Here is an 18,369-nt window from a genome sequence, read left to right on the forward strand (position 1 = left end):
CTGCGCTGTCAGACCCCCGACCCGACAGCTCGGCCGGAGCGCCTACTTTTCCCGACCGTAGTTCTGCGGCCACCACCTGATCGGCCCAGTCGTCAGTCCGGCCCAGGTGCCAGCCACGATGGATGGAGTTGTGACCCCAGGCTCTCGCCGAGCACGATCCGCGCTACGCGCTGTGCTCGCCGTCGTCGCCGTGATCACCCTCGTCCTCGCCGTCGACCTCGTGGCGACCCACTCCGACTCCGCGCGCAACGCCGTCGTCGGCGGGATCGACGCGGGCGGCCGTGACTCCGCCGAACTGAACCCCGTCCTCGACGAGCTGACGGCCCGTTCACAGCGGCCCGTCGTGCTGCGGACGCCGGAGGGCTCGGCCGAGGTCGCACCCGCCGACCTCGGACTCGCCTTCGACGCCGACGCCACGCGTGCCCGCCTGCTCGAGCAGCCGCGCAACCCGCTCGTGCGTCTTGCTGCGCTGTTCGGCCGTGACGCCGACATCGAACCGGTCGTCACCCTGGATCGAACCGCGATGAACGCCGCGCTCGATGGCCGGCGCACATCTCTCGAGAAGGCCGCCGTCGAAGGCGGCGTGCACTACGACGGCACCGAACCGGTCGGGGATCAACCCGCCGCGGGCGAACGCATCGCCCGGGACGCGGCGGCCGCCACCCTCATCGACCGCTGGCTCGACGGTGCGCCCGTCGACCTGCCGATGGAGCCCTTCTCGCCGACCGTCACCGCCGAGGTCGTCGCCGCTACCGTTGCCGGACCCGCCGAGCGCGTGACGTCGGCTCCCGTGCGGCTGATCGACCGGCGGAAACGGACGGTCGAGATCCCCGCGGGCGACCTGGCGTCGATGCTGACCTTCGGCCCCGATGGGCGAGGCGGGCTCAGTCCCCGTTCCGACGAGAAGGTGGGCCGCGAGATCCTCGCCCCCGACCTCGACGCCTCCCAACGGGCCCCGGTCAATGCGAGGTTCAGCCTCGCGTCCGGCCGTCCGGTGGTGGTGCCCGGGGTCGACGGCGCCTCGATCAACTGGCCGAAGACCCTCGCCGCCGTCGCGACGAGTGCGGCGGCCGACGGTGGCAATCGCACGGTCGAGGTCGTCTACGACGAGGTGGAGCCGAGGCTCACGACCGACGCCGCCCGCAAGCTCGGGGTCACGGAACTGATCAGCGAGTACACCACGGGCGGGTTCTCGAGTGCGTCCGGCGAGAACATCCGGCTCGTCGCCGCGGAGGTCGACGGAGCGCTCGTGCTGCCCGGAAAGGTGTTCTCGCTCAACGGACACACCGGCCCGCGCGGTTCGGAACAGGGCTACGTCGAGTCGACGATCATCGACCACGGACGGGCGTCGAACGCGGTCGGCGGCGGCATCTCCCAGTTCGCGACGACGCTGTACAACGCGGCGTACTTCGCCGGGCTCGAAGATGTCGACCACACCGAGCACGCCTACTACATCTCGCGGTACCCCGAGGCGAGGGAGGCGACGGTCTTCGAGGGCGCCATCGATCTGAAGTTCCGCAACAACACGCGGCACGGTGTCCTCATCGAGACGAGCTGGTCGCCGTCGTCGGTGACCGTGCGGCTGTGGGGCACCAAGGCATTCGAGGTGGAGTCGGTGACCGGCGAACGGTTCGCGACCACCGATCCGCAGCGGGTTCGCGTCCCCCGCGGGGACGACTGCATCCCCAGCAGTGGGAGCAAGGGTTTCACGACGTCGGACACCCGCATCATCAAGGACGCACGGACCGGCCGGGAGATCGACCGATCGACCCGCACCGTCCGCTATGCGCCCGAGCCGATCGTGAAGTGCGTCTGACCCGACGGCGTGATCTCGATGCGGGGTGTTTCGCGGAGGGGCTTTACCGAGCGATAGAACGCTCGATAGGCTCCGGGTCGTGGATATCAATGGAGCTAGTGCAATCGTCACAGGTGGCGCGTCGGGTATCGGCGCAGCTGCGGCTCGCCAGCTGGCGGCCAAGGGTGCGAAGGTCATCGTCGCCGACCTCAACGCGGACAAGGGCGAGGAACTCGCCAAGGAGATCGGCGGGCAGTTCGTCGCCGTCGACGTGACCTCGACCGAACAGATCGAAGCCGCCGTCAACGCGGCCACCGAACTCGGCCCGCTGCGCGCGCTGGTCAACTCGGCCGGCATCGGCTGGGCCCAGCGCACCATCGGCCGCGACGGCGAGTTCGGCTCGGCGCACAACCTGGACGCGTACAAGAAGGTCATCGCGATCAACCTGATCGGCACCTTCGACTGCATCCGTCTCGCCGGCACCGCGATGAGCCGCAACGAGCCGCTCGACGCCCACGGTGAGCGCGGTGCGATCGTCAACATGGCCAGTGTTGCTGCCTTCGACGGCCAGATCGGCCAGGCCTCGTACTCGTCGTCCAAGGGCGGCGTCGTCGGCATGACCCTCCCGGTCGCGCGCGACCTGGCGGCGGTCGGCATCCGCGTCAACACCATCGCCCCCGGTCTGATCGACACCCCGATCTACGGTGAGGGCGAATCGGCCGAGGCGTTCAAGGCCAAGCTCGGCGAGTCGGTCCTGTTCCCGCACCGCCTGGGTGCACCGGACGAGCTCGCCTCGATGGTCGTCGAGCTCGTCACCAACAGCTACATGAACGCCGAGGTCATCCGCGTCGACGGCGGCATCCGGATGCCACCGAAGTAGACCGCGAGATGATCGACGCCCGCCGGAGCGCGGGCGTGGCTCTGATCGGAGCCGTTGCGGCCGTGTCGATCATGTCCGCATGTGCCACCGAGACCTCGGGGACCGCCGTTCCCGAGGTCTCGCCGATCGCGGTCACGACCAGCGAAACCCCGACGACGACTACGACTACGACCACGGGAAGGACGACGGCTCCCTGCACGGCGAGCGCGTCGCCCCGGTCACGGGTCGCGGTTCCGCCGCAGTCGGGCGCAGCAACCGATCCGGACGAGATGACCTGCGGTACTTATCTGTCGCTCACCGATTCCGAGCAGATCGCCACCGTCAACGAGTTCGCGGACCGCCATGGCAAGGAGCTGGTCAAGAGCAATCCCAACAGCTACCTGCTGGTCCGCGCCTTCTGCGTGGGTGACCCCGACACGCTTCTCAAGGACAACCTGCTCTTGCAGGGCAGCTGACCGACATTCGCGAGGACGACCCTCGTCGAGCACACGCACCGTCGATCATCCGGCGGTGCGTTTCTCGTTGTTCGTGACCTGTTCACGTGAAAGAACTTTCATGCGCGTCTCATGGAGGCGTCACACCCACGCTCCATTGTTGTCGCCATGAACGTTCCGCACGCGATCGACCGACACCCGGGACACCCGGGACACCCGGTGACGATGTACGCGACGCGACCGCCTGCGCATCCTGTCGTGTCCCCGCCGCCCCGACGCGGTGTCCGGGGCGTCGTCGGCGGGGTGCTGACGCCCTGGGCGGCAGCAGGTCTCGCCGTGGTGGTGGCCGCCGGCGCGTTCGTCGGCCACGCCGGCTGGTCGAGAGAGCTGTCGTTCGACGCCGTCGTGACGCTGCTCGTCTTCCTGATCGCGGTGTGGGCGTGGATCTTCTCGCCCCTCGATGACACCTACGTCGCCCTGGGCGGTGGCATCGCACTGGTGGTCTTCGGGATCATCGACGCCGACACCTTTGCGAGAACTCTTGGCTCGGGAGTGATCTGGCTTCTGATCGGGGCCTTCGTGATCGCGGCTGCGGTCACGGCGTCGGGACTGTCGGCCCGGGTGTCTGCGCGCGTCGTTCGCCTGGCCCGGACACCACGTCAGCTGGTGCACCTCATCACCGCTGCGCTCCTGCTGACCACCTTCGCAGTCCCGGCGACGTCCGGGCGTGCGGCTCTGGCACTCCCGATCTTCCTCGTTCTGGCCGCGGTCCTGCGTGATCGGCCGCGACTCGTGCTGTGTCTTGCACTGGTCTTCCCGTTCGTCATCCTGTTCTCGGCGGTCGGATCACTCCTGGGTGCCGGCGCGCACCTCATCACTGCTGAGATCGTCTCGGCGGCAACAGGAACCGGCATCGGATTCCTACAGTGGGCGGTACTGGGCGTGCCGCTGGCCGTCGTGTGGTCGCACCTCGCGGCGGAGGCGGCGCTGTGGCTGATGACCGATCACGGCGAGCGGTCCCGTCCGCTGTCCGTGCCGCCGAACGCATTCGAGACGGCCGGGATGGCGACCTCCGGTCCGTTCACGCCCGCGCAACGCCGCGTGTCGGTCATCCTCGGACTCGTGATGGTGCTCTGGTGTTCGGAACCGCTGCACGGCGTCGACCCGGCGATCGTCGCGGTGCTCGGCGCGCTGGCCGCGTCCGCCCCGGCGGTCGGCGCGACTACGCTCGGTGCGGCGCTGAAGACCATTCCGTGGACGCTCCTGCTGTTCATGGCCGCCACGCTCGCCCTCGGGATGGCTCTCAACTCCAGTGGCGCCGCGCAATGGCTGGCGGATCGGGCATTCGGCTCCATCGCCGAGACCGGCCCGGCTGCTGCGATGGTGTTCGTCGTCGTGTCGGCTGTTGTCTCGCTGCTCGCACACCTCGTGATCCAATCCCGTTCTGCCCGTTCCGCGGTGCTGATCCCGATCATCGTGGTGACCGCGCCGGTCGTCGGGGTGGACCCGGTTGCCGCAGCCTTCCTTTCCACCGCGGCCGCCGGATTCTGCATCACCCTCACGAGTTCGGCGAAACCGGTCGCCATGTTCGCCGCTAGCGCCGACGTACCGGGTTATCAACCGCGCCATCTGCTCACGATGTCGGCATTGCTCGCACCGGTGTCGCTGGTGGTGCTCCTCATCTTCGCGTGCTGGGTCTGGCCCTACCTCGGCCTGCCCCTGCTCTCGTCCTGACCGTCGCTCCGCGACAGTCAGGAGCGTGCCTGCGGGCGCGAGTTCCCCTCCCATCATCAGAACCTCGTCCGATCGATCAACAGGAGTGCCGATGTCCGTCCGAGTTCCGCAACGAATCCTGGTCGCCCCGAGTGGTTTCAAGGAGAGCCTCGACGCCGTGTCGGTGGCCGGTGCCATCGCCGCGGGGGTCCGGCGCACGCTCCCCGGGGTGCGGGTCGACATCGCGCCCATTGCTGACGGCGGCGAGGGCACGGCGCGCATCCTGGCCGCCGCGGGCAACGGACGACTCCATGAACTGACCGTCTGCGGCCCCACCGGCGAGCCGGTGCAGTCGCATTGGGCGGAGGTGGGTGTCGGTCGCAACCGGATCGGCGTCGTCGAGATGGCCGCCGCCGCCGGATTGGCGCTCGTTCCGGCGGGTCAGCGGGATCCGGGTGCGACCACCACCTTCGGTGTCGGACAGTTGATCGCCGCCGCGCTCGATGCGGGTGTGTCGGCGATCCTCGTCGGCTGCGGCGATTCGGGCACGTGCGACGGCGGTGCGGGCGCGCTGCAGGCCCTCGGGGCGCGCGTTCTGGATGATGCCGGGCACGAGATCGGCCGCGGTGGTGGTGAACTCGCACGCGCGGCGTCGCTGGACCTGACCGGTCTGCATCCCCGACTCCGTGAGACCGAGATGGTGATCGCGGGCAATCCGCACAACGTCCTCACGGGGCCGAACGGTGTCGCGCGAGTCTTCGGACCGCAGAAGGGGGCGACGCCCGTACAGGTCGACGAGCTGGCGGCTGCGCTCGACGTCTGGGCGGATGTCCTGCAGCGGGACGGGTTGCCCGACATCGACTATCGCCACGGGGCCGGTTCCGGCGCCTCGGGCGGCCTCGGTGCGGGACTCGCCGCGATCGGCGGAATCCTGCGATCACGGTTCGACGCCCTGCTCGATTCCGGCCTGTCGGGTATCGACCTCGATCATCGGATCGGCAAGGCCGACCTCGTGATCACGGCCGAGGGTTCCATCGACTTCCAGACCCCGCACGGCAAGGTGCCCGCCGAGGTGGCCCGCCGCGCGCAGCTTCGAGGCGTGCCGGTGGTCGCGCTGGCCGGGTCTCTCGGTCACGGCGCGCCGTCGGTCCACGATGTCGGGATCGGGGCGATCGCATCGATCATCGCGGTACCCATGCCGCTGTCGGAGGCCGTCGCCAACGGCGAACAACTTCTCGCCGACGCCGCCGAGCGCACGATGCGGATGATCCTCCTCGGCGCCGCGGTCTCGGCCCGCGCAGGACAGCGGAAGCGGGAGAAGGCCGTCTGAGCGGCTTGCATCTGCGGGACCAAATCCCCCGATCGGTCGAATGAGCTCCCGTTTGCTGTCCCTACTTCTCGATTCACCGCACGCCGACAACGGTTTAGCCAATAGGTTTGTCGAGGTAGAGCCTCGAGAGCTGTCCAAGGGTGGAAACGTATCCGTCGACGAGGTGGCCGGCGAGGCCTCACCACGCTTGGTGTTCGTCATCCAGACGGAAACCGCCGCGGGTAGGGAGATCGGACTCGATGCCGGAATCCTCATCCTCGGCGAGGACGGGCGAGTGCGTTCCAACGATGATCTGATCTTCTACAACCAACCCAGCGGAGTGGGCGGTGCCGTGCGATTGGTCTCGGCCGACGCACACGCTGGCTCGGCATGTGGCGCTCCGGCTGAGTGCTCTGACCGGTCAGCGGGTGACCGCGCAGCCGCCGGCAAGCCGGGTGGACACTGTCAGTCGTGCACGGCAATTGGCAGACTCGGGAGAACTTTTCGCGTTGTTGCGCGTGTCTGGAGCAGCTGGTCCGGTGGCAATGCACGCCGATCTCGGCCGTGGGCGTATCGGCTGCTCGTTGAAGACCGCCGCACCGCGGACAGGGCGAACGCAGACCAAGATCAATTGGCTGGTTCGTCAACTTGCCGACGCACCAGACGATCTGCGTATCACCGCCCATCATTCGGGGAGTCGGGTTGAGTCGACTGCCGCGTTGCTGAAGGACATTCGCTCCGACCCCTCCACTGTCATGCCGTCCGACGGTCGCGACATCCGCGAGTTCACAGTGACCATGGAGTCGTCGATGGGCTCGAAGCGCTCCGGAAGCGAGGGCGGATTCGTGACCGCCATGGTCCTTCTGGCCACCACGTTCTATGCGGACGTGGTGGAGCGCGTCCGGTCTGGACGCGACGTCTGAACAGCGGAGCTGATCCACCGGACCCGCAGGACCCGTCGGGCCAGCAAATCCAACAGTGGATGCGGCGGTCCGCGATCGCGAGGTTCGGGATAGTCTTCGCGGCGTGACCAATTCGCCATATCAGTCGGGGGACCCGCGATTCGGACCACAACCCCCGCCAGGGCAGTACCCTCCGCACCCGGGTTTTCAACCGCCGACTCAGCCGTACGGGGCTCCGCCTCCATACGGAGTTCCGATTCCCGGAGGCATGTACCCGCCAGGACCGCCGTTCCCGCCGCCGCGGAAAAAGAAGCGCACAGGGCTATGGCTCCTGCTCGGCGCTGTCGTGGGATTGGTCGTGTTCGCAGTCGGGGGACTCGGCCTCCACCGACTTGGTGACTCCATTCCGCCCAGCACAGTGGTGGTCAGCAGCGATGACGTCTCCGTCGGCGAGTGCGTCCAGGTAGAAGCACGGCAGGCATCGCTTGTCGTCAAACGAGCCTCGTGCTCCGGCTCCGGGTTCCGGTATGTCGTTGCGTCGGTGTCCGTCGGCAAAGATATCTGCGGTCCCGAGTACGCGAAGTTCTGGTTTTCGAGCAAGTACCCGTCTGCCAACGGTGCGCTGTGTCTCGCGGAGGTCTTGCACCCTGGCAGCTGCTACTACATTTCGGCCGCCACCGAAGGTCTCGCCATAGCCGAGACTCGCGAGATCGACTGTGCGAAACCAGTTGTGATACCTGGCGCAACCAATATTCGGGTCAATTCGAAAACGGCGGGCAAACCGACCTGCCCCGAAGGTCAGTCCGAGTACTTCATCCCAAGACCGACCCCCACCGGTTACTGCCTCACCTTCCTCGAGTAACACCTCGCCGACCAAAGAACCTCACTTCGACTACTGGACTTCGATCGAAGTGCATGAGTCGAGTCGAGGTTCGCCGGTGTGCCGGACGTACCGGTGGGGGCCGGTAGTCTTCGCGGCGTGACGAACTCGCCATATCAACCGGGGGACCCGCGATACGGGCCACAACCACAGCCCGGGCACTATCCACCACAGGGCGGGTACCCGCCACCGAATCAGCACTACGGTGCTCCGCCACCGAACCAGGTGCCCTATGGCACGCCGCCGCCCTATCAGGGTGGCCCGATGCCGGGTGGGATGTACCCGCCCGGCCCGCCGTTCCCGCCGCCGCCGAAGAAGAAGCGCACCGGATTGTGGGTCGTGCTGGGCGTCGTGGGCGTACTGCTGCTCATCGTGATCGCCGGCGGCGTGGCGAGGGTGTTGTTGTCCGCGTCGCAGGGTGGTGGGATCTCGGACGTCAGTGACGTCGCGGTCGGCGAGTGCATCGTCGTGACCGCGGAACCGGACACGCTCAAGGCCAAGGAAGTGTCGTGCGGCGACACCGACTTCCACTATGTCGTCGCGGAGAAGTCCATCACGCAGGGACTGTGCGGCGCCAACTACTCGCGCTACTGGGTGGCGGGCCAGGATGGTGCCCTGTGCCTTGCGCCGGTGTACCAGGAGGGGCGTTGCTACTACCTGCCGGCCGCGACCACCGGCACTGCCCTCGCCGAGATCCGTGAGATCGAATGCGGTGCACCGGTTTCCGGCGGAACCAACATCCGCGTCGACACCAAGGCTTCGGGTGAGACCGAGTGCCCCGACGCAGATGGCAGCTATTTCGCGGACAAGCCGCGGCCGGTCGGATATTGCTTCAGCGTCATCGAGTGATCTGCGTTTCGACGCAAAGAAGAACTCCCACCGGCGGATTCGCCGGTGGGAGTTCTTGGTTAAGGCGTCAGCAGCTCAGAAGGCCGCTTCGTCGAGCTCCATGGTGTCCCTCGGCGGGCGGCCTTCCGTCTGACTCTTTTGCCTCAGAAGGCCGCTTCGTCGAGCTCCATGATGTCGTTGTCGATGTTCTCGACGGTGACGCGGACCGCGGTGAGCAGCGGCAGCATGTTCTTCGCGAAGAAGCTCGCCACGGCGACCTTGCCCTCGTAGAAGGACTTGTCGGCGTCGGAGGCCCCGTTGTCGAGGGCCGCGAGAGCCACCTCGGACTGGCGGAGGAGCAGCCAGCCGATGAGCAGGTCGCCGACCGCCATCAGGAAGCGGACCGAACCGAGTCCGACCTTGTACAGCTCGGCCGAGTTCTCCTGTGCCACCATCAGATCGTTGGTCAGCGAGGCGGCCATTGCCTGCACGTCGTCGAGTGCGGTCTTCAGCAGTGCCCGCTCGGTCTTCAGCCGGCCGTTGCCCGCCTCGGAGTCGATGAAGGTCTGGATCTGTCCGGCGACGTGTGCGAGGGCCTGGCCCTTGTCGCGGATGATCTTGCGGAAGAAGAAGTCCTGGGCCTGGATGGCCGTGGTGCCCTCGTAGAGCGAGTCGATCTTCGAGTCACGGATGTACTGCTCGATCGGGTAGTCCTGAAGGAAGCCCGAACCGCCCAGTGTCTGCAGCGACTCGTGACCGAGGGTGCCGTAGGCGCGCTCGGAGCCGACGCCCTTGACGATCGGGAGCAGCAGATCGTTGACGCGGTGGGCCATCTCGGGATCGGCGCCGGAGACGATCTTCGCGGCGGCGGTGTCCTGATGCGACGCGGTGTAGAGGTAGATCGCGCGCAGACCCTCGGCGTAGGCCTTCTGGGTCATCAGCGAACGACGCACGTCGGGATGATGGGTGATCGACACGCGCGGTGCGGCCTTGTCGGTCATCTGCGTCATGTCCGCACCCTGGATACGCTCCTTGGCGTACTCGAGCGCGTTCAGGTAACCGGTCGACAGCGTCGAGATGGCCTTGGTGCCCACCATCATTCGCGCGTGCTCGATGACCTCGAACATCTGCGCGATACCCTTGTGGACGTCGCCGACGAGCCAGCCCTTGGCGGGGGTGCCGTGCTGACCGAAGGTGACCTCACAGGTGGCCGACGCCTTGATGCCCATCTTGTGCTCGACGTTGGTGACGTAGACGCCGTTGCGCTCGCCGAGTTCGCCGGTCTCGAAGTCGAAGTGGAACTTGGGCACGAAGAACAGCGACAGGCCCTTGGTGCCCGGCCCGGCGCCCTCGGGGCGGGCGAGCACGAGGTGGAAGATGTTCTCGGTCATGTCCTGATCGGCCGAGGTGATGAACCGCTTCACGCCGTCGATGTGCCAGGAGCCGTCCTCCTGCTCCACGGCCTTGGTGCGTCCGGCGCCCACGTCGGAGCCGGCGTCGGGCTCGGTCAGCACCATGGTGGCGCCCCAGCCGCGCTCGGAACAGATGGCGGCCCACTTCTTCTGCTCATCGGTGCCGTTGTTGTAGAAGATGTTGGCGAAGCCGGCGCCGGCGGCGTACATGAACACGGGCGGGTTCGCGCCGAGGATCATCTCGCCGATCGCCCAGTACAGCGACCGGGGAGCGGGGAGTCCGCCCAGTTCCTCGGCGATGCCGATCTTGTCCCAGCCGCCTTCGACCAGGGCGTTGTAGGACTTCTTGAAGGACTCGGGGATCGTGACGCTGTGCTCGTCGGGATCGAAGACCGGGGGATTGCGATCGGCGTCGACGAAGGACTCGGCGATCGGACCCTCGGCCAGCGCGCGGACCTCGCGCAGCATGTCGACGGCGGTCTCGCGGTCGAGGTCACCGAAGTCGCCGGACTCCAGTACCTTGTCGAGCTCGAACAGTTCGAAGAGGTTGAACTGCAGGTCGCGCATGTTGCTCTTGTAATGGCCCATGGTGGTTCCTTGTCTGGTGTGGCCGTCTGCGTTGGCATCCTCGACCCGGTCCGATCGCTCACGGATGTGTGCGTACCGGCCGGGTGAGGGGCCTGGTCGGTCCGAGCTATGTTACTCGCCGGTAACCATAGAATAGCCCCATCTTCTCGCCGGATCAATCGGAAGATGTGTGATCTGCGCCCGCGGGTACGACGACGAGAATCGCCCAACGCCGACGCGCCGCCCGGATCTGCGCTGCAATGGGTGAATGCGCAGATCTCCCACCGCCGGACGCCGAAATATGGTGGTCGTTCCGGCGAGCATCGTGACCGTGGTCCTCGCCCTGGCCGCCGGGTTGCTGGTGAGCGTCGCTCCCGCCGACGCGGCGCCCAAGCCGACCTGGGACGGCGTGTACTCGCTCAAGCGGTTCGCGGCTTCCAAGACCGGGACCAGCCTGGCGGCACGCCAACGCGAGCCCGACTTCTCCGACGACTACACCTTCGACACCGATTGTGTGCGCAGCCGATGCGTCGCGACCGTCGTCGGCGGACCCAAGCCGGCCAATCCGACGCTGCCGCAACCACCGCGATACACCTGGCAGAACGGTTCCTGGGTGCATCGCTACAGCTGGCAGTGGGATTGCTGGCAGGGGGTCGGCGTGCCCAAGGTGTGGCGTCCGGCGCGGTCGGTCGCCACCTACAAGCCGCAGAGCGACGGATCCCTGAAAGGCGTGTGGCGGACCACGATCTACGGCGGGCCCTGCCGGGGGACGGTCGTCATGAACGTCGCCGCCTACCCGGTCCGGTGACGTGACGAACTACAGCGACTCGCGCAGATAGGCGAGGTCGTCGGGAATGCCGTCGCCCGGCGTCTCCAGGATGACCGGCGCGCCCGCCGCCTCGGCGACCGCGACGAGGACCTCGGGGTCGATGTGGCCCGACGCGAGGTTGGCGTGCCGGTCGCGGCCGGAGTCGAACTCGTCGCGAGAGTTGTTGAGATGCACCAGATCGATCCGGCCGGTGATCTGGCGGACCCGCTCGACGAGCCCGACGAGGTCTTCGCCGCCCGCCCAGGCGTGGCACGTGTCGAGACAGAAGCCCGCCTGATCGAAGTCGCCGACGGCCTCCCAGAGGCGGTCGATGGACTCCAGCGTGCGCGCCATCGCGTGGTCGCCGCCCGCGGTGTTCTCGATGAGAATCGGGACGCCGAAGCCGCCTTTGTCGACCTGACGGTCGAAGAGCTTGCGCCAGTTGGCGAAACCCTCGGCGCTGTCCTCGCCGTCGCGCAGATGGCCGCCGTGGACGACGAGTCCGAAGGCACCCAGCTCGGCGGCAGCGGCCGCCTGCTGTTCGACGGCCTTGCGCGACGGCATCCGCAACCGGTTGTTCAGGCTCGCGACGTTGATCTGGTAGCTGGAGTGCACGACGACGTCGATGTCGGACTCACGGAACTCCGCCGCCCGAGGGTTGGGCTGCGGCTTCTTCCAGCTCTGAGGGTCTGTGACGAACATCTGGAAGACGTCGATCCCGAGTTCGGCGGCCGTGGCCAGTGGGTCGGCGTCCTCGCGAAGATGTGCTCCGATGCGCATGCGACAACGATAGTTGCCCTCACCGACGTGCCGACGCCCCCGTCGACGCCGATACGCGGACACGCCCGAAGGGGGCGACGTTCGTCCGGCCGCGTCTCGACCCCGGACCCGCGCGTCACTCACCCAGGCACGGCTCGGTCTCGATGGTGATCGGCACCCCGGGGGCGATGAGGAGCCGACAGGGTGCCGCGCTGTCGTGATAGAGGTTCAGCCACTCGTGTCCGCGGGTCCCGTCGGCGTAGACCGCGTCGAGGGTGCGGTTCAGGCGGGCCTCCGCCTCCTTGTTGATGATGTAGCGCTGGTCGCCGTAGCGCAGGTAGCGATTGGGCACCGAGACCTCCTTCAGGGGATCGACGCCTCCAGTGTGATCCACAACACCCCGCCGGGCGAGGCGTCCGAGAAAACCGCCGAAGGCGCGGGTCGGGTGCGTGCCGCCTCGCCGAAAGCGCTCGAATCCGACATGCCTGGCCGTCGGGGTGGCTCGCCAACGGGAGATGGCCATTACACTGACGGCAGGTTAAGTGGGTGGTTGCCCTGCGGGGTGTGACAGGCGGGGTTGTGTCGGGTGAGTGTCGACGAGTCGGTGGGCGTCCCGCAGCCGGGCAGATCTTCCAAGCGCGATGAGCGCGAGAGTGCCGAGACGACCACCGCCACATCGGATTCCTCCGTGGACACCGAACGCGACGACGCCGACGGCGACGACGCCGGCCCGGCGGGAGTGTCCCCGGTCCTCGACGATCTGGCCGCCGCGGCCGAGATGGAGGCCGACCCGGAGAGCCGTCGTGATCTGACGATGGTCCGACGCATCGCGATCGGCGCCTGGATCGTGCTGATGGCGGTGCACGTCGCGCTCTACGGCCTGGCCTTCGACCGCACGCGCCTGATCGTCCTGATGTGCCTGGGACTCGCGGCCGCCTGCATCGGCCGGCGCAAGTTCATCACGATCCTCATCGACTGGGCGCCGTTCGCGCTGATCCTGATCCTCTACGACTGGACGCGCGACGTCGCGCGCATCGTCGACATGCCCACCCACTGGCATCTGGCGATCGATTTCGACGCCTGGCTGACCGGTGGGGTCAATCCCACCGCGTGGCTGCAGGAGCACCTCAAGCAGGCGAGCCCGCCCTGGTGGGAGGTCATCGTCAGCGTCGTCTACATGTCGTACTTCATCATTCCGTACGCCGTCGCGGCGGTGTTGTGGCTGAAGGATCGGGCCGCGTGGCGTCGCTACGCGGCGTGCTTCGTGGCGACGACGTTCCTCGCCCTCGTCGGGTACACGCTCGTCCCGGGCGCTCCGCCGTGGGCCGCCGCGCGTTGCACCGCCGCCGAGGTCCAGGACTTCCCACGCGACCCCATCTGCATGTACTCGCCCGAGGCGAAGGAACCGGGCGGGCTGCTCGGCCCGCTCGAAAACGAGTACCCCGACGCCAATCCGTACGTCGAACGGATCTCCGCGCGCGGTTGGGGCTTCCTCAACATCCACGCGGCGTCAAACCTGGTGGAGGTCGGGCAGGGCAAGTCCAACCTGGTGGCCGCGATCCCGTCGCTGCACGCCGGTCTGACGATGCTCCTCGCGCTCTTCATGTGGCCACGCGTGAAGGCATTGGGCAAAACACTGTTCATGGGCTACGCGCTCGCGATGGCGTTCGCCCTGGTGTACACGGCCGAGCACTACATCTTCGACATCGTGCTCGGATGGGCGCTGGCCGCGGCGGTGGTGGCGACCTATCAGATCATCGACCGCAAGATACTGATCCCACGTCAACGCCGGCGAGCCGCCGAGGAGGCGGCCGAATCGGGGGACGATCCCGTTCCCGATGACGCCAGGGCGTCGACGTCGGCATCGTGACCTCGTAACCTGGCCACCGTGAGTCGCCGCCGAGAAACCGGTCGCGGCGCCGAGGTCCGGCGCCGCGGGTTCATCCTCGCGCTCGCAGTCGCCGTGATGCTGATGCACACGGTGGTGTCGGGCCATCCCGGCGCCGGCGCCGGGAGCGAAGCGAGCGAGCCGGGACGATCTGACCGCGGTATGTCCCACCACGCGGACCATTCGGCGTTCACCTCGTCGTCGACGATGACCGCCGCACCCGAGATGACCGGGACCGACGACTGCGGCGAACACTCCCATGACTGCGTCTTCATCCGCGCCTCGGGTGTCGACCTTCCGGCCGTGGTGCTCGTGTTGCTCGTCTGGTCGCTGGCCGTTCTGCCACGAATCTCCGACACCGCGCGACGACGTACGACGGTCCTGGGCCGACCGCCGCCGTGGGCCGTGTATTCCCATCTGCAACTACAGGTGATTCGCTGCTGAGGTGACCCCCGCGGACCGCTCGGTCCGTCATGCCGTCATCTCTTCTCGCCCTGGCCGGCCGTCGCGCCCGCCGGGTGTTCAACAAGCAGCAAGGAACTCACTCATGCACGCACACAACACCTCTCGACGCCGAATCCGCGCGGCAGCAGCAATCGGCCTGACCGCGGCGGGACTCATCGCGATCGCCGGTTGTTCGCCCGACGAGTCGCCGAGTGGCACTCCGTCCGCGTCCACCTCGGTGTCGGAGTCGGCCACGGCGTCCGCGTCGGCGTCGGCTGCCCACAACGAGGCCGACGTCGAATTCACCTCCACGATGATCGGACATCACCGGCAGGCCGTCGCGATGTCCGAACTCGTCGAGGGCCGTACCGACAATGCGGAGCTGATCGCCCTCGCATCGACGATCGAGAAGGCGCAGGATGCCGAGATCGAGCAGATGGAGGACCGGCTCGAGAGTTGGGGCGTCGGTAAAGACGATCCCGACGACAGCCACGAGAACATGGGGCATGGCGGTCACTCCGCGATGCCCGGCATGCTCAGCCCGGACCAGATGACCGCCCTGCGGGACGCGCGCGGCACGGAGTTCGACCGGTTGTGGCTCGAGGGCATGATCCGACACCACGAGGGCGCCATCGCGATGGCCGATGCGGTACTCGCCGACGGCGTCGACCCGGCGACGAAAGCTCTTGCCCAGGAGGTCAAGAGGACTCAGCAGGCCGAGATCGATCAGATGAAGGGCATGCTCGGCCAGAGCTGATCGTCCCGGGAGACGGCGTCGGGGCGGTCGCATCCGGAAACGGACGTCGGCCGCCCCGACGCGTCGGTGGCAGGGATCGAGCTCAGCCGCGTCGGAGCGGGAGCCGCATCAGATAGACCTGGTACCCGATGGAGATCGAGTAGGTGAAGTAGAGCGTGCTGCCCTTCGACCACGGATGGATGTAGGGCGCGTAACCCGTGTACGGGTCCACCGAGGGTGCGACGATCTCTCCGGAAGTCCATGGGCCCCAGGGGTTATCGGCGGTCCGCAGGGTGACGCCGACGTCCTGGCTGGCCAATGAGATGTACTTGCCGAGGTAGTCGTTCCACTGCACCGACAGTTCACCGGTCGGCGCGCCCATCACCGGGGTGGCGGCATCGGGGTTGCCCGGAACCCACCGGCCGTAGGAGAAGTACTGCCACTTGCCGAGATTCTCGATGTCCTTCTCGTCCACGCGCGCGAGATAGACGCCGCCCCAGCGTCCGTCGGGGGTGCCGTAGTAGTAGACGGTCTTGCCGACCTTGAGGAAGGCGCCCATCTGGAACTTCTTGTTGCCGCCGCCGTTGGGGCGGAAGGCGTTCACCGCTCGCCAGTTCTCGCCGTTGTCCGAGGAGGAGACGAGGCCGGCCCAGTTCGTGGTCCAGATGCCCGGCGAGTCCCAGCGTTTCACCGACATCACGGTCATGTACTGCTTGCCGTTGGCGGCCACGCCGGCGGTCGGGATGATGGTGACCTCGCGCCGGACGTTCGGCTTCAGCAACCGCTTGGCATGTCCGGGGCGGCCCGCGTGTGAGGTGAATGTCATGCCGTCGTTGAGATGCCGGTCGGTGCTCCGGAGCAGGACGTTCGACCGCCAGTAGAAGAGCTCGCCGTACAGCAGGGACCATCCGTTGAACGACTGGGTGTCGCCGAAGGCCGTGAGGATCTCGCCCCGTCCGTTGTCCCACATGACACCGAGATCGGTGCCGACGATGTTGAACCGTCCGATCGTGTCGTTCATGGCGAACGGGCCGGTCAGCCGGTTGACGATGGTCGCCGGGCCGTTGGCGTAGCGGGCGGCGTGAGCGGGTGAGGCGGCCAGGGTGGTCGTCAAGGCAACAGCCAGTACAGAGACGACAAGACCCAGGAAAAGCCGTGAGAGGCGCCGTGTCATGGCCGTGACCTTATCAAGACCTGAGAGAGATGTGTGAGGTGCACTACGGTGCTTTGCACGGCTAAATGTCGTATGGCCTCAGGCTTCCCGATAGCGCTCCGAGCTGTCCACGGTGGTGAAGTCGATCTGCGCCGCGGCGTTGTTCACCGCGGTCACGAGCGCGGTCCCGAACATCCCATGCGCGTCGAAGAGGCCCGCGTTGCTGACCGAGACGCCGTCGTCCTCGATGTGGACGTCGGCCTCGACGCCGACCCGCTCACCCGACGGCAGCCGGCTCAGGGCAACGGTGAGGTCGCAGTTGATGAAGCCGATGCCGGTGGTGCCCCAGTTCGACACGAGGCTCGCGGACTCGGCGCTGATGACCGCACGCTGGAACGGGGTGAGTTTCTCACCCGCCACGATGGGTGCGGCGCGAGACCACATCCGTTTGCGATGGCCGTTCTGGTGATTCGCCATATCCCGCTCCCACTCGCCGACGGTGTCGTCCGCGGCGTCGGAGGCGAACCGGGGCGACAGATCGTCGTCGGAGGCGATCTCCGGTGGATGGAAGGTGACCGCGTCCGCGGGGCGATGCCACCGCCGGCCGGGGGGATTGGTCGAGGTGCGCAGGAACACCGTCGTGGCGCGGGCGACGACCACCTCGTCGGCGTCGTCGGGATGCTGCACCACATCGACGTCGAGGACTCGGATGCGGCCGCCGGATCGGACGACGCGGACTCGCGTCGACGTCACGATGTCCCGCGCGGCCTTGAACAGATCGATCGTGCATCGGGCCGGTACGAACTCGTCGCCGCCCGACTCGTGACGGCCGAACTCGGCCTCGACTGCTCGCGCGGCGAGGCCGCACACCGCGGGGCCGTTCAGGGTCCCGGGTGCCCACAGGCTGGCGGCGAAGGTGGTCGGCCGGTACCGGATTCCCTCGTCGGGCCGGCCGTCTCCGCTGATCGGCTCGAAGAACGCGATGTTGGTCATCGTTACTCTTTACCCCCTGTTCATCCGAGGCCGACGACGACGGTCGGGTTTGTGCCACTCCTGCGCGAATAGCGCGCCGGATCCTCCACTGCCCGATAACCTCCGACCATGACTTTCGCCACGGTCTACACCAAACACTTCCCCGACGAACTGGTCGGTGCCGTGCGCACGGCACTCATCATCACGTCGATCGTCGGCATCGTGATCGGGGTCATCGCGATCCTGTGGCCCGGACCGACCATCGTCGTGCTCGCGATCCTGTTCGCCATCTCGCTGATCATCGCCGGCATCTTCCGCATCTACCAGGCCTTCGCGGCGTCGTTCCTCAGTACCGGGGTCCGGGTGATGCTCGGCGTCGTCGGCGCGATCGTGCTGCTGGCCGGGGTGATCGCACTGTTCAGCCCGGGCGACGCGGTCTGGCTGCTCGCGGTGTTCATCGGCATCGGCTGGATCTTCCAGGGCGTCGCCGACCTGTACGCGGCGATCACCAAGTCCGGTCACGCCCCCATCTGGTTCTCGATCGTCTCGGGCATCATCGCGATCATCGCGGGCATCGTGATGATGGTGCTGCCCGCCTTCTCGCTCGAGGTGCTCGCCTGGGTCGGCGGCATCATGCTCGTCGCACTGTCGATCGCCACACTGCTCACGCTGCCGAAGAAGGTCGAGCAGCCGGTCGCCGGCGAGTCGACGGTCTGAGCCGGAACTACGAAAGAGCCCGGTGCGCCCGGAGTGAGCCCTCTAACTGCTCCCTGAGGAGGCCGGAGCTTGCGGAGGCCGTCACGAAGGGTCTTGGTGAGGTGTGTCGCCAACCCTTCGTGGCTCGTCGCTTTCGCTCCTCGCACCTCAGGGAGCAGGGGCTGTGAACTGC

The 18,369-nt window shown here is 67.3% G+C and carries 17 protein-coding genes and 1 pseudogene; 13 read left to right on the forward strand and 5 right to left on the reverse strand.

Going from position 1 to position 18,369, the window contains the following annotated elements; genetic code table 11:
* The first annotated feature begins 118 nt into the window (after positions 1 to 118).
* From AB4Z55_RS05185 to AB4Z55_RS05220, 8 genes and pseudogenes are all read left to right on the forward strand, one after another.
* Complete coding sequence (locus AB4Z55_RS05185; protein WP_369519297.1) at positions 119 to 1,816, forward strand: VanW family protein; 1,698 nt, start codon at positions 119 to 121, stop codon at positions 1,814 to 1,816.
* 79 nt (positions 1,817 to 1,895) lie between these two features.
* On the forward strand, positions 1,896 to 2,675 hold the full coding sequence (locus AB4Z55_RS05190) for an SDR family NAD(P)-dependent oxidoreductase (RefSeq protein WP_369519298.1): 780 nt from the start codon (positions 1,896 to 1,898) through the stop codon (positions 2,673 to 2,675).
* Positions 2,676 to 2,683: 8 nt separating this feature from the next.
* Positions 2,684 to 3,130, forward strand: coding sequence for a hypothetical protein (locus AB4Z55_RS05195; protein WP_369519299.1), 447 nt, complete (start codon positions 2,684 to 2,686; stop codon positions 3,128 to 3,130).
* A 147-nt stretch (positions 3,131 to 3,277) separates the two neighbouring features.
* Positions 3,278 to 4,843, forward strand: a complete 1,566-nt coding sequence (locus tag AB4Z55_RS05200) for an SLC13 family permease (protein ID WP_369519300.1) — start codon at positions 3,278 to 3,280, stop codon at positions 4,841 to 4,843.
* A 91-nt stretch (positions 4,844 to 4,934) separates the two neighbouring features.
* Positions 4,935 to 6,152 carry a glycerate kinase gene (locus tag AB4Z55_RS05205; protein WP_369519301.1) on the forward strand — a complete coding sequence of 406 codons (1,218 nt, stop codon included), beginning with the start codon at positions 4,935 to 4,937 and terminating at the stop codon, positions 6,150 to 6,152.
* A 40-nt stretch (positions 6,153 to 6,192) separates the two neighbouring features.
* Positions 6,193 to 6,492, forward strand: a pseudogene (locus tag AB4Z55_RS05210) (TerD family protein); the annotation flags it as partial.
* Between the two features lie 67 nt (positions 6,493 to 6,559).
* The gene (locus tag AB4Z55_RS05215) at positions 6,560 to 7,054 is read left to right on the forward strand and encodes a hypothetical protein (protein ID WP_369521067.1); all 495 of its coding nucleotides are present in this window, start codon (positions 6,560 to 6,562) and stop codon (positions 7,052 to 7,054) included.
* Between the two features lie 958 nt (positions 7,055 to 8,012).
* Positions 8,013 to 8,762: a hypothetical protein gene (locus AB4Z55_RS05220; RefSeq protein WP_369519302.1), complete on the forward strand. Its 750-nt coding sequence runs from the start codon at positions 8,013 to 8,015 to the stop codon at positions 8,760 to 8,762.
* A 143-nt stretch (positions 8,763 to 8,905) separates the two neighbouring features.
* Here the strand turns inward: AB4Z55_RS05220 and AB4Z55_RS05225 are convergent, their stop codons facing one another.
* Positions 8,906 to 10,741: an acyl-CoA dehydrogenase gene (locus tag AB4Z55_RS05225; RefSeq protein WP_369519303.1), complete on the reverse strand. Its 1,836-nt coding sequence runs from the start codon at positions 10,739 to 10,741 to the stop codon at positions 8,906 to 8,908.
* Positions 10,742 to 11,021: 280 nt separating this feature from the next.
* Here AB4Z55_RS05225 and AB4Z55_RS05230 point away from each other — a divergent pair, with 280 nt between their 5' ends.
* Positions 11,022 to 11,528, forward strand: a complete 507-nt coding sequence (locus tag AB4Z55_RS05230) for a hypothetical protein (protein ID WP_369519304.1) — start codon at positions 11,022 to 11,024, stop codon at positions 11,526 to 11,528.
* A gap of 9 nt (positions 11,529 to 11,537) precedes the next feature.
* Here the strand turns inward: AB4Z55_RS05230 and AB4Z55_RS05235 are convergent, their stop codons facing one another.
* Positions 11,538 to 12,308 carry a deoxyribonuclease IV gene (locus AB4Z55_RS05235; RefSeq protein WP_086534264.1) on the reverse strand — a complete coding sequence of 257 codons (771 nt, stop codon included), beginning with the start codon at positions 12,306 to 12,308 and terminating at the stop codon, positions 11,538 to 11,540.
* A 115-nt stretch (positions 12,309 to 12,423) separates the two neighbouring features.
* Positions 12,424 to 12,639: a hypothetical protein gene (locus AB4Z55_RS05240; RefSeq protein ID WP_004023724.1), complete on the reverse strand. Its 216-nt coding sequence runs from the start codon at positions 12,637 to 12,639 to the stop codon at positions 12,424 to 12,426.
* 234 nt (positions 12,640 to 12,873) lie between these two features.
* Here AB4Z55_RS05240 and AB4Z55_RS05245 point away from each other — a divergent pair, with 234 nt between their 5' ends.
* The 3 genes from AB4Z55_RS05245 to AB4Z55_RS05255 all read left to right on the forward strand — a co-directional run bounded on the left by AB4Z55_RS05245 (position 12,874) and on the right by AB4Z55_RS05255 (position 15,376).
* Positions 12,874 to 14,157, forward strand: coding sequence for a phosphatase PAP2 family protein (locus AB4Z55_RS05245; RefSeq protein ID WP_369519305.1), 1,284 nt, complete (start codon positions 12,874 to 12,876; stop codon positions 14,155 to 14,157).
* An 18-nt stretch (positions 14,158 to 14,175) separates the two neighbouring features.
* Entirely contained in the window at positions 14,176 to 14,619 is a 444-nt protein-coding gene (locus tag AB4Z55_RS05250) for a hypothetical protein (RefSeq protein WP_064569404.1), read from the forward strand.
* A 103-nt stretch (positions 14,620 to 14,722) separates the two neighbouring features.
* Positions 14,723 to 15,376 carry a DUF305 domain-containing protein gene (locus AB4Z55_RS05255; RefSeq protein ID WP_369519306.1) on the forward strand — a complete coding sequence of 218 codons (654 nt, stop codon included), beginning with the start codon at positions 14,723 to 14,725 and terminating at the stop codon, positions 15,374 to 15,376.
* An 82-nt stretch (positions 15,377 to 15,458) separates the two neighbouring features.
* Here the strand turns inward: AB4Z55_RS05255 and AB4Z55_RS05260 are convergent, their stop codons facing one another.
* Together AB4Z55_RS05260 and AB4Z55_RS05265 are read right to left on the reverse strand one after the other, a co-directional pair.
* Positions 15,459 to 16,529, reverse strand: a complete 1,071-nt coding sequence (locus AB4Z55_RS05260) for a DUF4185 domain-containing protein (RefSeq protein ID WP_004023720.1) — start codon at positions 16,527 to 16,529, stop codon at positions 15,459 to 15,461.
* Between the two features lie 78 nt (positions 16,530 to 16,607).
* Entirely contained in the window at positions 16,608 to 17,501 is an 894-nt protein-coding gene (locus tag AB4Z55_RS05265) for a PaaI family thioesterase (protein ID WP_369519307.1), read from the reverse strand.
* Between the two features lie 108 nt (positions 17,502 to 17,609).
* Here AB4Z55_RS05265 and AB4Z55_RS05270 point away from each other — a divergent pair, with 108 nt between their 5' ends.
* On the forward strand, positions 17,610 to 18,197 hold the full coding sequence (locus tag AB4Z55_RS05270; RefSeq protein ID WP_101820788.1) for an HdeD family acid-resistance protein: 588 nt from the start codon (positions 17,610 to 17,612) through the stop codon (positions 18,195 to 18,197).
* Positions 18,198 to 18,369 lie beyond the last annotated feature (172 nt).

Source organism: Gordonia sp. ABKF26 (assembly GCF_041103195.1).
In the GTDB taxonomy this organism is placed as follows: Bacteria; Actinomycetota; Actinomycetes; order Mycobacteriales; family Mycobacteriaceae; genus Gordonia; species Gordonia terrae.

Bases quoted from the DNA above. Each gene is read 5' to 3' on its own strand.
- AB4Z55_RS05260 (WP_004023720.1), bottom strand. From the start codon at position 16,529: ATGACACGGCGCCTCTCACGGCTTTTCCTGGGTCTTGTCGTCTCTGTA.
- AB4Z55_RS05185 (WP_369519297.1), top strand. From the start codon at position 119: ATGGATGGAGTTGTGACCCCAGGCTCTCGCCGAGCACGATCCGCGCTA.
- AB4Z55_RS05225 (WP_369519303.1), bottom strand. From the start codon at position 10,741: ATGGGCCATTACAAGAGCAACATGCGCGACCTGCAGTTCAACCTCTTC.
- AB4Z55_RS05200 (WP_369519300.1), top strand. From the start codon at position 3,278: ATGAACGTTCCGCACGCGATCGACCGACACCCGGGACACCCGGGACAC.
- AB4Z55_RS05195 (WP_369519299.1), top strand. From the start codon at position 2,684: ATGATCGACGCCCGCCGGAGCGCGGGCGTGGCTCTGATCGGAGCCGTT.
- AB4Z55_RS05230 (WP_369519304.1), top strand. From the start codon at position 11,022: ATGGTGGTCGTTCCGGCGAGCATCGTGACCGTGGTCCTCGCCCTGGCC.
- AB4Z55_RS05270 (WP_101820788.1), top strand. From the start codon at position 17,610: ATGACTTTCGCCACGGTCTACACCAAACACTTCCCCGACGAACTGGTC.
- AB4Z55_RS05205 (WP_369519301.1), top strand. From the start codon at position 4,935: ATGTCCGTCCGAGTTCCGCAACGAATCCTGGTCGCCCCGAGTGGTTTC.
- AB4Z55_RS05235 (WP_086534264.1), bottom strand. From the start codon at position 12,308: ATGCGCATCGGAGCACATCTTCGCGAGGACGCCGACCCACTGGCCACG.
- AB4Z55_RS05255 (WP_369519306.1), top strand. From the start codon at position 14,723: ATGCACGCACACAACACCTCTCGACGCCGAATCCGCGCGGCAGCAGCA.
- AB4Z55_RS05265 (WP_369519307.1), bottom strand. From the start codon at position 17,501: ATGACCAACATCGCGTTCTTCGAGCCGATCAGCGGAGACGGCCGGCCC.